The organism is Flavobacterium sp. PLA-DH12 (assembly GCF_059511845.1).
Genome location: NZ_JCAMPD010000004.1, coordinates 139,032 through 154,151, shown reverse-complemented (window position 1 = coordinate 154,151; position 15,120 = coordinate 139,032). Strand labels below are relative to the sequence as shown.

At 33.4% G+C, this 15,120-nt stretch carries 13 protein-coding genes; 7 read left to right on the top strand and 6 right to left on the bottom strand.

Going from position 1 to position 15,120, the window contains the following annotated elements:
- Positions 1–9: 9 nt before the first annotated feature.
- Together AC5ZCW_RS09400 and AC5ZCW_RS09395 are read right to left on the bottom strand one after the other, a co-directional pair.
- Positions 10–1,248 (bottom strand): TolC family protein, encoded by a 1,239-nt coding sequence (locus tag AC5ZCW_RS09400; protein ID WP_496119317.1) that lies wholly within the window; start codon positions 1,246–1,248, stop codon positions 10–12.
- A 28-nt stretch (positions 1,249–1,276) separates the two neighbouring features.
- The gene (locus AC5ZCW_RS09395) at positions 1,277–1,900 is read right to left on the bottom strand and encodes a TetR/AcrR family transcriptional regulator (RefSeq protein WP_496119315.1); all 624 of its coding nucleotides are present in this window, start codon (positions 1,898–1,900) and stop codon (positions 1,277–1,279) included.
- 286 nt (positions 1,901–2,186) lie between these two features.
- Here AC5ZCW_RS09395 and AC5ZCW_RS09390 point away from each other — a divergent pair, with 286 nt between their 5' ends.
- Positions 2,187–2,954, top strand: coding sequence for a DUF2490 domain-containing protein (locus AC5ZCW_RS09390; protein ID WP_281633161.1), 768 nt, complete (start codon positions 2,187–2,189; stop codon positions 2,952–2,954).
- A gap of 1 nt (position 2,955) precedes the next feature.
- Here AC5ZCW_RS09390 and AC5ZCW_RS09385 read toward each other — a convergent pair whose 3' ends face one another.
- A complete protein-coding gene (locus tag AC5ZCW_RS09385) occupies positions 2,956–3,945 on the bottom strand; it encodes a YheT family hydrolase (protein ID WP_496119313.1) in 990 nt (329 codons plus the stop codon).
- A gap of 259 nt (positions 3,946–4,204) precedes the next feature.
- Here AC5ZCW_RS09385 and AC5ZCW_RS09380 point away from each other — a divergent pair, with 259 nt between their 5' ends.
- Positions 4,205–5,575 carry a sensor histidine kinase gene (locus AC5ZCW_RS09380; RefSeq protein WP_496119311.1) on the top strand — a complete coding sequence of 457 codons (1,371 nt, stop codon included), beginning with the start codon at positions 4,205–4,207 and terminating at the stop codon, positions 5,573–5,575.
- A gap of 87 nt (positions 5,576–5,662) precedes the next feature.
- Here AC5ZCW_RS09380 and AC5ZCW_RS09375 read toward each other — a convergent pair whose 3' ends face one another.
- Both AC5ZCW_RS09375 and AC5ZCW_RS09370 read right to left on the bottom strand, forming a co-directional pair.
- The gene (locus AC5ZCW_RS09375) at positions 5,663–6,355 is read right to left on the bottom strand and encodes an SIMPL domain-containing protein (protein ID WP_281633164.1); all 693 of its coding nucleotides are present in this window, start codon (positions 6,353–6,355) and stop codon (positions 5,663–5,665) included.
- Positions 6,356–6,406: 51 nt separating this feature from the next.
- Positions 6,407–7,045, bottom strand: a complete 639-nt coding sequence (locus AC5ZCW_RS09370) for a rhomboid family intramembrane serine protease (protein WP_343545222.1) — start codon at positions 7,043–7,045, stop codon at positions 6,407–6,409.
- 120 nt (positions 7,046–7,165) lie between these two features.
- On the opposite strand from AC5ZCW_RS09370, the gene AC5ZCW_RS09365 reads away from it, so the two are divergent.
- On the top strand, positions 7,166–8,038 hold the full coding sequence (locus tag AC5ZCW_RS09365) for a lysophospholipid acyltransferase family protein (RefSeq protein ID WP_496119308.1): 873 nt from the start codon (positions 7,166–7,168) through the stop codon (positions 8,036–8,038).
- 222 nt (positions 8,039–8,260) lie between these two features.
- Here the strand turns inward: AC5ZCW_RS09365 and glmM are convergent, their stop codons facing one another.
- On the bottom strand, positions 8,261–9,649 hold the full coding sequence (gene glmM, locus AC5ZCW_RS09360; protein WP_198856239.1) for a phosphoglucosamine mutase: 1,389 nt from the start codon (positions 9,647–9,649) through the stop codon (positions 8,261–8,263).
- A gap of 205 nt (positions 9,650–9,854) precedes the next feature.
- Between glmM and AC5ZCW_RS09355 the strand changes: the two genes are divergently transcribed.
- The 4 genes from AC5ZCW_RS09355 to AC5ZCW_RS09340 all read left to right on the top strand — a co-directional run bounded on the left by AC5ZCW_RS09355 (position 9,855) and on the right by AC5ZCW_RS09340 (position 15,024).
- Positions 9,855–10,439, top strand: a complete 585-nt coding sequence (locus AC5ZCW_RS09355; protein ID WP_496119306.1) for an acyl carrier protein phosphodiesterase — start codon at positions 9,855–9,857, stop codon at positions 10,437–10,439.
- Between the two features lie 21 nt (positions 10,440–10,460).
- Positions 10,461–12,149, top strand: a complete 1,689-nt coding sequence (gene ggt, locus AC5ZCW_RS09350) for a gamma-glutamyltransferase (RefSeq protein WP_496119304.1) — start codon at positions 10,461–10,463, stop codon at positions 12,147–12,149.
- A gap of 72 nt (positions 12,150–12,221) precedes the next feature.
- Complete coding sequence (locus tag AC5ZCW_RS09345; protein ID WP_281633170.1) at positions 12,222–14,006, top strand: chloride channel protein; 1,785 nt, start codon at positions 12,222–12,224, stop codon at positions 14,004–14,006.
- 64 nt (positions 14,007–14,070) lie between these two features.
- Positions 14,071–15,024, top strand: coding sequence for a Fic family protein (locus AC5ZCW_RS09340; protein ID WP_496119302.1), 954 nt, complete (start codon positions 14,071–14,073; stop codon positions 15,022–15,024).
- Positions 15,025–15,120: the final 96 nt, after the last annotated feature.

The following is a 15,120-nucleotide window of genomic DNA, read 5'->3' as shown; positions in this document are numbered from 1 at the left end:
TGTATAGTATTAATTTCCTTTGATTGTCTGATACTCGTATTCTGTCATAAGCAATTGAATTTCGTGCAATGCTTTTTCTGCACGCGCATTTCCTTCTTTTTCGGTTGCATTCAGTAAATCGATCAACGGGCCAGCGCCAGTGTCATATTTCAGCTGATATCCTTCGCGAATAGTCTGACGAAGTTTTACAATTTCATCATCGTCTTTCAAAATGGCTTTTTGTCTTTCGATATCTGCTGTTTTTTGATTCATTTGAAATCTCGTATTAAATAAAAATGTCTCTTCCTGCACTTCTATTTTTTTCAAATTCTGCTCTTTCAGCTGTTTTTCATTGGAGTTTTTATACAGCCCGTTTACGTCCCATCCGACGCTTAATCCGGCAACGCCAACCGTAGAAATTTTATTAGCGCCTAAATTAATTCCTGGTGCCAATGCAATACCCGCTCCTAATAATCCGACTTTGGGCATAAGACTGACTTTCTGCATATCGGATTGTGCATTTACCAGATTACGCTGATTGGCAAAAAGCTGCTGTTCGGGACGTTTGATTATGGTGTCAATACTGGAAGAATTTAAAGGTTTTCCCAATTTTTCCTGATTGATATTTTTCCCAATCAAATAGGAAAGCATGGTTTGGTAACCCGATTTAGTATACTCAAAGTCTTTTTTCTGTCTGCTGAGATTGAGCTGTTCGGCTTTCATTTCATCAACATCAGTTTTGTATGCTAAACCATTTTCATGAAGTTTTTTAACCTTATCAATATTATTGGCAATAATACTGTTTTGTATCTGCAACTGTTTCAATTGCTCGTCTATAAGCAATACGCCGAAATAAAGCTGATTTACCCTAGAACGTAAATCGTAAAGCGAAACTTCTAGAGAAGCTTTATCAATCTCTGAAGAGGCATTAATTATCTTTTTCTGTGTCTTAGTGGCTCCTCCATCCCAAATAACCTGATTGACTTGCCCGAGACCAATAAACTTAAATTTGCTGTCATTACCAGAACCGCCCAAACTTGGAAAATCTCCAAAAACATATCCTTCAATTGCAGTTAAGCTTATCTGAGGCAAATAGGCTTTATTCGCATTACTCAAAGTATATTCTTTACTTTTTTCTATTAGCTCATATTGTTTGATTAAAGGATAATTTTCAACGGCAAGCTGATAACTCTGATCAATTGTCAAAGTCTGTGCCTGTGAAGTTATAAAGAATAAGATTCCTATATATTTAAAGTATAATTTCCTCATCGTATATAAAATTAACTTCTAGTTAGTATTAGACAGCTGTAAACATCATTTTAATCCATATTGGAATTTTTTTCTTGCGCTCTTGCATTAAAGCATGAAACTGAGAAACTTCAAGATTTTTACTTCCCATAATTATTGGTTTTGCTATAAATGGAAAAACCACTAATCCCATTACATTCATTATAAAATGCAACGGATTCGGCTCTGCTATTTCTTTATTTTGAACTGCTTTCTGAAATTGCTGAATAAAAAACGATTCATTTACGATTTCTTTAATTGGCAGTCTCTTTAAAAGTCCTTCTGGATTATTGCGGATTTCAGTTAAAATAAAGGTTGGAATTTCTGGTTCGACGCTGATGAAATCAATATATCGCTCGGCAATAATTTGCACTTTTTGCTCCAAAGAAGTTTTTTCATCGTTCAAAATCACTTTCATACTTCCTATAAAACCAGATAAAGTTTCGGTCATTATGATTTCAAAAAGTTTAGCCTTACTTCTAAAATAATAATTAAGCAAAGCAAGATTCAAATCGGCTTCTTCGGCAATATCTCTCGTTCGGGTTGCTGAAAAGCCTTTTTTATAAAAAACAGTTTTGGCCGCCGTTTTTATTTTTTCTTCTGTAGTTGAATCTTTTTTCTCTGAAACACTCATTTCTAATGATTTACATACAAATATAAATTATTTTAAAATACTTTAAACAATAATTTTAATCAAATGATTAAATATTTTGATTAATATATAAAATCAATTAGCTAAAAACATTTTTAAACTTCAAAAATAAAAACACAAAATACTGATTTAAAGAGTATTAAACTTTTTATTTAATTCGAATATTCTCATTAAAAAACAATATCTTTACTTGTACTAATTGTTTCCATAATTGCCTTAGACTGATTCAAAAGAAATTTATTTTTTACTAATTTCTAGCGTTTTTAATATGAAAAACAATTTTATTAGATTGCTAATTATATTGTTCTCTTTAAGCACATTAGGACAAACTCAAAAAAAAGACATTAACCAACAGCTTCAGACCTGGGTTTCTATCAATACCGTTACCAAATTTGCAGATCATTGGGGTGTGATTGGTGATTTTCATATCAGGCGAAATGATTTTGTTTCCGATCCGAGTTTTTATTTTATAAGAGGCGGTATCAGTTATATACCAAATTCAAATATTTCCTTAAATCTAGGATATGCGCACATGTGGCTTGCTCCATCAAATCCCGATTGGAGTACTTTTTCGGATGAAAACAGAATTTATCAGCAGGCTCAGTTAAATACAAAATTTGGAAATGTAAGCATTTTGCAACGTTTGCGAAATGAACAGCGCTGGCAGGAAAAAATCGTCAATGATAAATCCAGCGGCGATTGGCGCTTTACCGATAGAATTCGCTATCTGATGAGTTTCACTTTCCGAATTTCCGATAAAAAATCGTGGCCTCAAATGGTCCTTTCAGATGAAATTTTACTGCATTTTGGAGAAGAAGTTGTTTACAATACTTTTGATCAAAATCGATTTTTTATCGGAATCAAAAAAAATATCAATCCTAAATGGAGTTATGATTTTGGATATATGAATGTCTACCAGCAAAAATATTCTGGCTATCAATATGATATGAATCACACGATACGATTGTTTTTTTATCTGAGTACTAGCATTAGAAAAAAAGCGCCCTCTGAGATTGAGAATTCTGGAGATGAATAAATTAAAGATTTCCTAAATTGAAAGTATCATTAGATTTGAAAGATTCAAAAAACTCAAAAGCTCTTTTCTCGGCATAAGAATATTCAGAATCACGAAGTGGAAAAGCACAATGCCCACCATATTTTGGAGTTTCCAAATAAACAAATGCACTATTTTTGGCGATAGTTCTCGGATAACATCTTTCGCCCAAAAAAGGATCGTCTAGCGAATTTATAATCAAAACCGGAGTAGTAATATCTTTAAGTGAAAACTCTGGAGAAACACGTTCGTAATAATCATCACGGCTAGCAAATCCATGCAAGGGAGCCGTAAAATATTGATCTACTTCATCAAAAGTTGAAATATTATCAATTTGATCACGGTTGATGAAATCAGGAAATTGTGCAGCTTTGTATTTCAGTTTCTTCTTAATATCTATTGTAAAATTCTTTAGATACACTCTGTTAAAACCTTGCTTAAGCACTTCTGCGCTTGTCGCAATATGAGTAGGAACGGAAATAGAAACTGCTGCTTTTATACGTTCATCGATTTTTGTCCATCCTAAATAATTAAGGAGCTGAACACCTCCCATCGAATATCCTATTAAATAAATATCTTCAAATCCTTTTTGCAATGCAAACTGAACCACTTCATCAAGATCGTCAATTGCGCCATGATGATACAGTCTCGGAAGACGATTCATTTCTCCGCCACAAGTACGATTGTTCCAAGCAAAAACCGAAAAACCTTTTTGTAGAAAATAGGCCGCACAACTGTTATTATACGTTCTGCGCGAATCTCCTTCTAAGCCGTGGCATAAAATAACTGCTTTCTTAGAATCATTTAAAATATAATCGATATTGATAAAATCACCGTCATTTAACTCATGCTTATCTCTTGTATATTTTGGAACTTCAAATTTTTTAAACAAAGCAGCATAAATAGTAGAAACATGCCTATTGCGATGAATAATAGAAGGAGAAATATATTCTGATTGTTCAATTAGTGGCATAACAAAGCGTTTTTATGGTACTTATTACAAATCTAAGAAATCAATATGTAAATTAATTCTTAATTTTATTTTTCTCTCTTTTTCAGATAATTTATCTCTATGTAAATTTAAAAAAACCTTAGAATACAAAAACAGATTCAACTGAAAATTAACTGTTAAATATAGAGAAACAGCGCTCTACGTACGCTCATCGCGGGTTTGAATGTTTACTTTATTCGTATATTTGTAAAATCGATTTCTAAAAAGCAAAATCCAATAAATGTTTGAACTTTTACAAGTAGATCCAAAAACTATTTTTCAACTTTATTTCTGGGGTAATTTTTTTACCTGCATCCTTATTTTTAGTTTTTCTTTTTCGTATGCCACTAGCGATAATAAGAAAATACTAAAATGGTTTGGATTAGGTAAATTAATACTTACGCTCGCTTGGATACTGGCTCTTTTGCGCAATATTATTCCAGATTTTGCTTCTATCAACATTGCCAATTCCATGATTTTTGGAGCCTGCTGCTTTGAAACGATCGCCATGTTATCGCTCATTAAAGCGCAAGCAAAAAGGCTTTTTCAGATCCAGATTGCCATTACCACTGTGGCAATACTATTTTTTAATATTGCTACGCTTTTTGATGCAAGCATGAATACTCGAGTAATAATAGGTGGCGTTGGTATATTTGCCATTTATTTATTGCCTACTATAACTTATTTTACAGAAAAAGAAAAAAGCTTTTTTAAGACTTTTTATGTTATGTGTTATATGGCATTTGAAGTTTTAATCGCAATAAGAGTGGTTCACAGGTATCTTTATCCGCAAAATTTAATTATTTCAAATGACACTCTGGATAGCTTGTACAGCATTTGCCTATTTCTTTTGACCTTAATTGGAATCGTAGGTTTTTTGCTTTTGGTAAAAGAAAGACAGGATAATAAAATCAAAAAGCTTTTAAGCGATAAAAACCAATTTTTCTCTATTATTTCTCACGATTTAAGAGGTCCCTTAGGATCATCGGTTTCATTATCTGAAATTTTGCTTGAAAATATAGATCAATACAGCCGTGAAGAAATTAAGGAAATATCAGAAATGCTACATGATTCAAATAAGAACATTTACAAACTGCTTGAAAACTTATTGGAATGGTCGCGTGTCCAAACCGGAATGATTACTTTTAATCCTAAAAACATATTGCTAAATGCTTTAATCGAAGAGAATATCGAATTGAGTAAAAATGTGGCTTTAAATAAAAATATTTCAATCTTATTTGAATCGGACGAACTTGTAGAAACGGCAGCTGACCAAAATATGATCAGTACGATTTTACGAAATCTGCTGAGCAATGCCATAAAATTTACGGACAAAAACGGCGAGGTTAAAGTCAAACTGCTGAAAGCAAATCAAAAAGTGGAAATTTCTATTACAGATAACGGAATCGGAGTTCCAGACGCGATAAAAGAAAAGTTATTTAAAATTAACGGAAAGGTATTGCAGAAAGGAACTGAAAATGAACTTGGAAGCGGACTAGGATTGTTGCTTTGTAAAGAGTTCGTAAGTATTCACGAAGGAACCATTTGGGTAGAAAGTGAAATGGGGAAAGGAAGTTCATTTAAATTTACACTTCCGCTACTTTTAAATTAAAATCCAAATTCCAATCTTGAACAAAAAAAAATCCAAATCCCAGTTTGAATTGGAATTTGGATTTTTAATATTAGAATTTAGAAAAGTTTAGTCTAATACAAAACTTACACTAACATTTGCTGTAATTTCGATTTCGCCAATTGCTAAAGTTTCGTTTGCAGCTCCTCCCATTGAGTCAGCTTCTTTCATTCTCATAGCAGCATACATTGGCTGTGGACGGTAAATTTGAGAGTTATCAGAAATTGTAAACGCTTTACCTACTTTTTGTCCTAAAACAGAAACGTACTCTTCTGCTTTTGTCTTAGCATCTTTCATAGCCAGTTTTCTAGCCTCAGATTCGTATTGCGCTAATTTAGATGTTTCAAAAGAAACTTTGTCAATTCTGTTAATTCCCTGCTGAACTAACCCTTCCATTAATTCATCATACTTAGCCAAATCTTTTACTACGATTTCTACAGTTTGTGTAGCGTTATAAGAAGTTTTCTTTTTCTCGTAATCGTACTGTGGATTTAGAGCTACTTGTTTTGTTTTGAAATCTGCTGTTGGGATATTCATTTTTTTGATGAATTTTAGAACAGCATCCATCTTTTCGTCATTTTGCTTTTTGACGTCTTTAGCATTATTCCCTTTTGTTTCAACCGAAGCTGAAATACAAACCTGATCAGGTGCTACTTTTACTTTTCCTTCCCCGTTAACATTGATTAGAGGAACTTGTTTGATTTCTTGGCCGTAAGACATAGTCATAAACATGATTGTTAAAAATAATACTAGTTTTTTCATTTTTGTTATATTTTAATGTTTAATTGAAACTTTTCAAAAGTTGTGCCAACATTACAATTTCCCCAATTTTGCCATTCCAAAAAGTATCAAAATTGGTATTGCAAGGAGGATCACCATCATTGTATGGTCTGTAATTAATGATGGCATTTTTATCAAAGTGATCAAATACCCACCTATAGCGCCCCCAAAGTGCGCTGTATGCCCAATATTGTCATTTTTGGCTTTCATTCCATAAATTGAGTATAATAAATACAAAATTCCGAAAAGATAAGCAGGCATCGGGATGATAAAAAATATTCCAAGCGTCATGTCAGGCTGCAGCAATATTGCCGAATACAAAACTCCGGTTACAGCGCCAGATGCTCCAACGGCTCTATAGCTATAATCGTTTTTATGGAATAACATAGTAAGAAGGCTTCCGAAAATTAAACTTCCGAAATAGACCAAAACAAAAGAAAAATTTCCGAGCCAGTTTAAAACAACGGGGGCAAAAAAATACAAAGTCAGCATATTAAAAATTAAATGCATCATGTCTACATGCAAAAAGCCCGAAGACAGCATTCTGATCTGTTCTCCAGAGCGAATACTTCCTACATGAAATTCGTATTTTCTAAAAAAATAAAGATCGTTAAATCCCTTGTAACTAATAACAACGTTCGCAACGATAATCGCTATTAAAATAATATTCATAAGTAATAGTATATTGTGAATTCAGAATTGTAAATATAATCATTCTTAAAGATAAGTTAGCACGAAAGCAAAATAGCAGTCGTTAATCATTTTTAATTTATCTTTGTAAAAAAAATTTACATGCAGTTTCTTGTTTATATTTTGGCCTATCCTCTACTTTGGCTTATCTCTATATTACCATTTCCGATATTCTACTTATTCTCAGATTTTGTCTGCTTTTTGGTATACAGAGTTATCGGTTATCGTAAAAAAGTAGTGCGTGAAAACTTGGCACTTACTTTGCCTCATTTAAATGATGCGGAAAGAAAAGTGATCGAAAAAAAATTCTACAAACATATGTGTGACCTGTTTCTGGAAATGGTAAAAACCATGAGCATGTCTCCTGAGGAAATGGAAAGAAGATTTCATGTAACAAACATTGATCTTGTACTTGATTATGCTAAAAGAGGAAAAAGCGTGATTCTTGTGGCTTCACATTATGCAAGTTATGAGTGGCTTTTAACCATTAATCCTAAACTTGGATTTCAAGGAGTTGCTGTTTACAAAAGGCTGGCTAACCCTTATTTTGATAGATTAATTCGAAAAATCCGCTCTAAATACAACACCGAGATGATTGAAACCAAAAAAGCAATTCCAACAATGGCAAAAAACCAGCGAGAAGGCATTTTAAGCCTTTATGGTTTAGCAAGCGACCAATCGCCAAAGATGGAAAGGATTTTTCATTCGATGAAATTTATGGGTGTTGAAGTTCCTGTGCATACGGGTGCCGAAACATTAGCCAAAAAATATGATTTGGCTGTACTTTTTGTGGAGGTTAAAAAGGTTAGAAGAGGATATTATGAGGCTACATTTATTCCTCTTGCTGATAATCCTAAAGAATTTGAAAACTTTAAAATCACTGAAATGTATCTTAAAGAAGTAGAAAAACAAATTCTAGAAGCTCCAGAATTCTATTTGTGGACACACAAAAGATGGAAACACAGAATTGAATAAATTTAATTTTAACACATAGAAACATAGAATTTTATTGTTTTGTTTTAAGATTAAAGAAAAAGCTAGCTTTAACACATAGCTCTATGTGTATTTATTCAAAGTGAAACGCCTTTAATAAGTTCCAAAAAGCTATGTTGCTATGTGTTAATATAAATACAATCAAACAGAAAAAGCCTCTTTAGAAATTTCCAAAGAGGTTTTTTTTATTTAAAGACTGAAATATTAAATTCCAGCAATTACTTTAATCTCATCAATAATTCTTAGTGCTAATTTATCTGCTGCATCTTGAGAAGGAGCTTCAGTATAAATACGGATAATTGGTTCTGTGTTTGATTTTCTTAAATGAACCCATTCTGTTGCAAAATCAATTTTTACACCGTCAATTGTCGAAATATCTTCATTTTTGTATTTCTCTGTCATTTGAGTTAAAATCGCATCAACATCAATTTGCGGAGTCAATTCAATTTTATTCTTACTCATGTAATATTCTGGATAAGAAGCTCTCAAAGCAGAAACTGGCATTTTTTTATTTGCTAAATGCGTTAAAAATAAGGCTACTCCAACCAAGCTATCACGTCCGTAGTGCAACTCAGGATAGATAATTCCACCGTTACCTTCACCACCAATAATAGCATTGTTTTTCTTCATTAATTCTACCACATTCACTTCTCCTACTGCACTTGCTTCGTAGCTTCCGCCGTGGGCTTTAGTAACATCTCTTAAAGCACGAGAAGATGACATATTAGAAACTGTGTTTCCTGGAGTTTTACTTAAAACATAATCTGCACAGGCAACCAAAGTATATTCTTCACCAAACATTTCACCATCTTCACTAATAAAAGCTAAACGATCTACATCTGGATCTACTACAATTCCAAAATCAGCTTTTTCTTTTACAACAAGCTCAGAAATATCAGTTAAATGCTCTTTTAAAGGTTCTGGGTTATGAGGAAAATGTCCGTTTGGTTCGCAGTACAATTCAACCACTTCAACTCCCATTAATTTTAGCAGTTTCGGAATAATAATTCCTCCAGAAGAGTTTACACCATCAACCACCACTTTAAATTTAGCTTCTTTAACAGCTTCGATATCAACCAATGGCAAGTTTAAAACTTCATCGATATGAATATCCATGTAAGCGTCATTAGAAATAACTTCACCTAAACTGTCTACATCAGAAAAATCAAAAGCTTCAGCTTCAGCAATTTCAAGGATTTTTGCTCCGTCAGCTCCGCTTAAAAACTCACCTTTAGCATTTAATAATTTTAAAGCATTCCATTGCTTTGGATTATGAGATGCTGTTAAGATAATTCCGCCGTCAGCTTTTTCCAAAGGAACAGCTACTTCAACAGTTGGCGTTGTAGAAAGTCCAAGATCGATTACATCGATTCCTAAACCAATTAAAGTATTAACTACTAAATTATGAATCATTGGTCCAGAAATTCTAGCATCACGGCCAATTACAACTGTCAATTTATCTTTAGCAATATTATTTTTTAAGAAAGTTCCGTATGCCGATGCAAATTTTACAGCATCAACAGGAGTTAAATTATCTCCTACTTTTCCTCCGATCGTTCCGCGGATTCCAGAAATAGATTTTATTAGAGTCATTTTAATGAGTTAGGGTTATTTTTTTACAAATATAAAAAAGTTACTGAGTTACTAAGGTGCTAAGTTTCTAAGATTTTAAATTTAACCTGTAAGAACCTACTTGCATCTAGTCGTTTTTATAACAAAATGATTTAAAAAAGTTTTTATACATTTACTAAATAACTTAGAATCTTTACAGCATTTAGATTCTTAGAAACTTTAAAAAATGAATTTCTTAGCCCATATATATCTTTCTGGAGACAATGATTTAATTAAAATCGGGAATTTTATGGCGGATGGAATTCGCGGTAAGCAGCTTGAACATTTTCCTGAAGATGTACAAAAGGGAATTTTACTGCATCGATTCATTGACACTTATACCGATTCTCATGATATCTTTAGAAAAAGCACTAAACGTCTTCATGAGCGATACCATCATTATGCGGGAGTTATTGTAGATATCGTTTACGATCATTTCTTAGCTAAAAACTGGACACAATATTCTAATGAAGAATTAGCGCTTTTTGTGAAACGTTTTTACAATTCCTTACACGATAATTATGATATTTTAACCGAAAAAACACAAGGTTTGATGCCTTATATGATTGAAAGAAACTGGCTTTTGAGTTATCGCACTACCGAAGGAATCCAGAACATTTTGACCCAAATGGATAGAAGATCTAAAAATACTTCGCAGATGCAGTATGCCGTTGAAGAGCTTACTGAATTTTATGACGAATTTGAAAAAGAATTCACACTTTTTTTTGAGGAAATGAGAAAGAAGGCTCAAGAAAAACTACTCTCTCTTTAAGTCAATTTAATTTTATTACACATGAAAAAAATTACGATTTTAATCGCCCTTTTATATATAAGCAGCACTAATGCACAACAGACAGCTCCAAATCCGAATGGATTGGTAGTTACAAAAGCAATGGTAGTTTCAGCTCGCGAAGAAGCTTCAAAAATTGGTTCTGATATTATGAAAAAAGGCGGAAATGCTTTTGATGCCATGGTTGGAACTGAATTGGCTCTAGCAGTTGCTTTTCCGTTTGCGGGAAACATAGGCGGTGGCGGATTTATGGTGTATAGAAAAGCAAATGGCGAAGTCGGTTCTTTGGATTATCGCGAAAAAGCGCCACTAGCTGCTACAAAAGATATGTTTTTAGATAGTGAAGGAAATGTTATAAAAGGAAAAAGCACTCAAACAGCACTTGCCATTGGCGTTCCAGGAACTATTGCAGGTGTTTTTGCTGTACATAAAAAATACGGCACAATGCCTATTTCTAAAATTCTTGAGCCCGTAATTGCTTTAGCAGAAAGAGGTGTTGTATTGACCAAAAAACAAGAGAAAAGCTTAAAGGATTATCATGAAAGCATTGTAAAAATAAACGGGGAGGATTCTCCAGCATCAAAAGCTTACAAAGAAAACGATACCATCAAATATCCAGCTTTAGCCAAAACTTTAAAAAGAATTCAGAAAAAAGGAAGAAACGAATTTTATAAAGGTGAAACGGCAAAAATCTTAGTCAATTATCTTAAGGAAAAAGGCGGTATTATTACCATGCAAGATTTAGCCAAATATGAAGCCAAATGGAGAAAACCTTTACAATTTACTTATAAAGATTTAAAAATCACTTCGATGGCTCCGCCAAGTAGCGGCGGAATCTGTCTGGCTCAAATCTTAAAAATGCTTGAACCTTATGATTTAGCCAAAATGGGACATAATTCTGCAGAAGCCATTCAGGTAATTGTTGAAGCTGAAAGAAGAGCTTATGCCGATAGAAGCTATTTTTTAGGCGATCCAGATTTTGTCAAAATTCCGATGAAAGAATTATTAAATGAAAACTATCTTCATGAAAGAATGGCCAGTTTTAATCCGGAAAAAGCAACTTTGTCTAGCGAAATAAAAGAAGGAAAAGTAAATTATGCCGAAAGTACAGAAACTACACATTATTCGATTGTAGACCAATTCGGAAATGCTATTGCTGCGACAACAACCTTAAATGATGGTTATGGTTCTAAATATTATTGTGATGAACTTGGTTTCTTTTTAAATAATGAAATGGACGATTTTAGTGCTAAACCTGGCTCTCCAAATATGTTTGGTCTGGTTGGAAATGAAGCCAACAGCATCGCTCCGCAAAAACGAATGCTAAGTTCTATGACACCAACAATTGTAGAAAAAAACGGAAAACTTTTTATGGTAGTTGGAACGCCGGGAGGTTCAACTATTATAACTTCAGTTTTACAGACTATTTTAAACGTTTACGAATATAATTTAAGCATGCAAGAAGCAGTTAATGCTCCTCGTTTTCATCATCAGTGGCTTCCAGATTTAATTACTTTCGAGCCGAATACTTTTGCATCCAAAACCATAGATAACCTTAAAGCTAAAAGTTATATTATCAACGAAAAACCAACTCCAATAATAGGAAAAGTAGATGCTATTTTGGTTTTACCTGACAATAAATTAGAAGGGGGAGCAGACTTTAGAGGCGATGATAAAGCCGTTGGTTTTTAAGAGTTCTCAGTTTTTATTTTTTTAATCTAACATTATAAACTAATTTTGTAAGAACGATAATTTTAAAACAGAATGCTAAAAAAATATTTCAGAAGACTCGAAAGCATCATTGCTTTGGCACAATCCTTAATGACTCCAAAGCAGTTTCTTTTTTTGTCAAGCGTTCTTATCGGAATATCTTGTTCCCTTGCGGTTATCGTGCTTAAAACTTTCGCACATAGCGTATTCTCTTTTGCCACCTATATTAATGGAATCCTGAAATTGAGTTTCATTAACAGTATCCTGCCTATCATCGGTATTACATTAACCGTTTTCGTAGTAAATAAAGTTCTTAATGGAAGTATCCAAAAAGGGACATCTCAAATCTTATATGCAGTTGCCAAAAAAGCTAGTATTATTCCGAGAAAGCAGATGTACGCTCAAATTGTGACAAGTTCGTTAACTGTAGGTTTAGGAGGTTCTGCTGGTTTAGAGAGTCCAATCGTAATTACTGGAGCAGCATTTGGTTCCAATTATGCCCAGAATTATAAGATGCAGTATAAGGATCGAACTTTATTAATTGGATGCGGAGTTGCGGCTGGAATCGCAGCAGCATTTAACGCCCCAATTGCAGGAGTTCTTTTTGCTATTGAAGTTTTATTGGTAGATGTTAGTATTTCTGCTTTTACTCCAATTATGATTTCTGCTGCAACAGGTGCTTTGGTTTCAGCAATTGTTTTGGATGAAAGCATTCTTTTAAGTTTCAAAAAACAAGAAACATTTGATTATCATAACATTCCATTTTATGTTATTTTAGGTGTGCTTACTGGATTGGCAGCGATTTATTATTCAAGAAATTTCCAGAGAGTAGAGCATTATTTTGCGAAACAGCAAATCAATCCTTACAGAAAAGCTTTAATTGGTTCCTCTCTTCTTGCTTTGTTAATTTTTATTTTTCCTACTCTGTTTGGTGAGGGATACGAAAGCATCAAAACCTTATCTGAAACCGATCCTGGAAAACTATTAGACAACACATTATTTGCTGATTTCAGAAATAATCAGTGGGTCTTACTTTTATTTATTGGAGCCACTATGATGGTTAAAGTATTTGCTTCAGGATTAACCCTAGGAAGCGGTGGAAATGGAGGAAACTTCGCTCCTTCTCTATTCTTAGGATCGTATTTAGGATATTTCTTCTCTAAACTAGTTACGATGATAGGTCTATCAAAACTTCCTATCAGTAATTTCACTATGGTCGGAATGGCTGGAATTTTAAGTGGTTTATTTCACGCGCCTTTAACTGCAATCTTCTTAATTGCAGAAATTACAGGAGGTTACGGATTAATGATTCCGCTAATGATTGTTTCTTCCATTAGTTTTGCCATTTCTAAACGTTTTGAGAAGTATTCGCTTGATGTAAAAGGATTAGCGAAAAAAGGCCATGCCTTTACAAGCAATAAAGATTCTAATATTTTATCGACTTTAGACATCGATTCCATTATTCAATGCGATTATCTGACTGTTCATCCAGATGAAAACATGAGCAAGTTGGTAGACCTGATTTCGCACTCTAACCAAGTGGTTTTTGCAGTTGTAAACAATGATAAAGATTTGGTCGGAGTAGTTCATTTTAACGATATTCGAGAAATTATATTTAATTCTTACCGCGTAAAATATACTTTCATTAGAGATGTAATGAAAGCGCCAGCTGCCACAATTTCTACACTTGACAGTATGGAAATCGTAATGCGTAAATTTGAAACTACCAAATCTGCTTTTCTACCTGTTCTAAGAGATGGAAAATACCACGGATTCATTTCAAAATCGATAGCACTTGAAGCTTATAGAACAAAACTTCGTTCTATGACGATTGAATAATCTTTAATATCGGATACGTTAAAAATTTCATTTATCCGATATTAAGAAGTATCTTTGTAGGATTATGTTTAATATTGACCTAACATACCGAGAAGAATTTCAATCAACCTTTGATCGATTGTACCAAAAAAGGCAAGAACTGCAAAACAGCAGACCATTGCCCAATATTGCCTTGAATAAAATAAGAGAAAGTCTTTCTCTAGAATGGACTTATAATTCTAATAGCATTGAAGGAAATACACTCAGTCTAAGAGAAACTCAAATGGTTATTCAAGAAGGGATTACTATTAAAGGAAAATCACTTCGTGAACATTTTGAAACCCATAATCATGATAAAGCCATTGATTACCTATACTCTATTGTAGATGAAAATTACAAACTAAGAAGTATAGACATTCTTTCTATTCATGGTTTGGTAATGCGCTCTATCGAAGAAGATTTTGCTGGAAGAATTCGTAACGGAGGAGTTCGCATTTCAGGTGCTAGTTTTATGCCTCCAAATGCCAATAAAGTCTCCGATTATCTAGATGAGTTAATCGAGTTTATTAATACAAATCCGCTTGGTTTAAATGATATTGAACTCGCAACAATATATCATCACAAATTAGTCTGGATTCATCCTTTTTTTGATGGAAATGGGCGCACCGTTCGATTAAGCATGAATTTATTGTTGATGCGATGTGGTTTTCCGCCAGCCATTATTCTTAAAAATGACAGAAAAAAATATTACGAAGCGCTTAATCAAGCTAATAATGGTAATTATCAGAAACTAACCCTTTTAATGTGCCAAGCACTCGAAAGAACACTCAATATTTATCTAAGCGCGATGCCAGGAAGCACTTATGACTATCAATCTATTCAAAACATTGTTAGTGAACCAGATACCCCTTTCGGCCAAGAATACATAAGTTTATTGGCCAGAACAGGAAAAATCGATGCTTACAAAGAAGGCCGAAATTGGTACACCACCAAAGAAGCAATAGAAAACTATATGGCAACCCGAAAAAGAAAACGCTAGTTTAAACTAGCGTTTTTTGTTACTAATTGTAACATAAAGTTTTGCTATCGAGCACTAAAAGAACAAATCAAAGTGGTAACTTTGCGTTTTGCTCAA

Coding starts and splice junctions, on each gene's coding strand:
- AC5ZCW_RS09400 (WP_496119317.1), bottom strand. CDS start 1,248: ATGAGGAAATTATACTTTAAATATATAGGAATCTTATTCTTTATAACT.
- AC5ZCW_RS09395 (WP_496119315.1), bottom strand. CDS start 1,900: ATGAGTGTTTCAGAGAAAAAAGATTCAACTACAGAAGAAAAAATAAAA.
- AC5ZCW_RS09390 (WP_281633161.1), top strand. CDS start 2,187: ATGAAAAACAATTTTATTAGATTGCTAATTATATTGTTCTCTTTAAGC.
- AC5ZCW_RS09385 (WP_496119313.1), bottom strand. CDS start 3,945: ATGCCACTAATTGAACAATCAGAATATATTTCTCCTTCTATTATTCAT.
- AC5ZCW_RS09380 (WP_496119311.1), top strand. CDS start 4,205: ATGTTTGAACTTTTACAAGTAGATCCAAAAACTATTTTTCAACTTTAT.
- AC5ZCW_RS09375 (WP_281633164.1), bottom strand. CDS start 6,355: ATGAAAAAACTAGTATTATTTTTAACAATCATGTTTATGACTATGTCT.
- AC5ZCW_RS09370 (WP_343545222.1), bottom strand. CDS start 7,045: ATGAATATTATTTTAATAGCGATTATCGTTGCGAACGTTGTTATTAGT.
- AC5ZCW_RS09365 (WP_496119308.1), top strand. CDS start 7,166: ATGCAGTTTCTTGTTTATATTTTGGCCTATCCTCTACTTTGGCTTATC.
- glmM (WP_198856239.1), bottom strand. CDS start 9,649: ATGACTCTAATAAAATCTATTTCTGGAATCCGCGGAACGATCGGAGGA.
- AC5ZCW_RS09355 (WP_496119306.1), top strand. CDS start 9,855: ATGAATTTCTTAGCCCATATATATCTTTCTGGAGACAATGATTTAATT.
- ggt (WP_496119304.1), top strand. CDS start 10,461: ATGAAAAAAATTACGATTTTAATCGCCCTTTTATATATAAGCAGCACT.
- AC5ZCW_RS09345 (WP_281633170.1), top strand. CDS start 12,222: ATGCTAAAAAAATATTTCAGAAGACTCGAAAGCATCATTGCTTTGGCA.
- AC5ZCW_RS09340 (WP_496119302.1), top strand. CDS start 14,071: ATGTTTAATATTGACCTAACATACCGAGAAGAATTTCAATCAACCTTT.